We start from the raw sequence: 1,244 nt of genomic DNA on the forward strand, positions 1-1,244 counted from the left end.
CTGAGGGATCCCCACGAATTTAGCATGTAATCTTGCTCATGCAAGCTTCAGCGGTGAGTTCATCAAGCCAGCGGATCGTCTTTTTCCACTGATGCAGGGTAAATCGCATTGAGGTGTTAAAAGCTCTCAAGCCAAGAAAGTGAAAGGATAGTACGGATTTTGTTTCGGTATTTGCCTGAAAGCGTCGATGCTTGTTACTGACAACTAATAGCATGCCCAACAGTACAGCCACTAACGAAGCCAGTGTGGTAAGCAAGACCAGAACAGTAATGCGTGTCTTGGTTGTGCTGCGATTATTTTCATACCCCAGACCAAAGCGCGTGCTTTTCATATCCCGAAAGCCTTCTTCTATTTGCATGCGCTGGCGATAAATATCGATGACTTGTTTAGATAAGTGACGATGGTAGGGCAATGACGTCGCCAGTAGCCACGGATCTCTTGCGCCATCAGCATATTTCAATGAATTGGTATCCCGTTGGCGCGAGCCATTGGCATTAAACGCTCGTCGACCTTTCGCTTTCTCTTTAACCAACACCAAGGTACAGGCAAAAGGTCGTGACTTGACGATAAGCGCGTTATCAAATCGCTTGGGCCGTGTTGTAGCCTTTAGATAAAGCTCAGCGATAGATTGCCATTCATTACCGCCATCCAGCGAATATAAATGTGGCTTTCGCACACGTCCGACAATATGCCATCTCAATGCCTGCACTTCACGAAACCACGGCGATTTGTAGCCCGCATCAGTGACAATAATGGGCTGGCAGGTATCCGGTAAGAGCGTGTGCAATATCTCTAAAAAGTCTCTATGTGTAGTCGCTTTTGCACTGGCTTTTCTATCATGCACTTCCTGATAAAGGGTAATAGGCCGCCCTTTAACGACAATTGCGGCGCGAAGTAAAAAGTGCTTTTTGCACTTATCCAAATCTGACCAGTCAACGGCAATGACAGGATGTTTACAGGTACAAAATAACCGGCAAATCATTGCATAGATAAACGGTACTTCACGCTGGAGGTGACCATTAGATAACAGCCGGTCAGCCCGCTTAATACGGTGTTTCTCATAGGCATTGGAACGGATACCGCGCCCCATACTGGTCACAGTGGCCGAACCGCTCTCAATCAAGCTTCGCACACAGGCGACAACGGCCTGTTTGCGGGTTTTATGCATTTTATGGCTGACAAAAGAGACAAGATTGTTCAATATAGAGCGTGCATTCATGGTGTTTTCTGTGTTGGTTTTTTTT

General features: G+C 46.5%; 1 protein-coding gene. It reads right to left on the reverse strand.

Annotation, left to right across the window (positions count from 1 at the left end; all coding sequences use genetic code 11):
* Window positions 1-19 precede the first annotated feature (19 nt).
* On the reverse strand, window positions 20-1,244 hold a 1,225-nt coding region (locus tag BIZ39_RS21845), incomplete at its 5' end, for an IS4 family transposase (protein WP_239220463.1).

The sequence above is a fragment of the Alteromonas sp. BZK5 genome (assembly GCF_014349115.1).
GTDB classification, from domain to species: domain Bacteria; phylum Pseudomonadota; class Gammaproteobacteria; order Enterobacterales; family Alteromonadaceae; genus Alteromonas; species Alteromonas macleodii.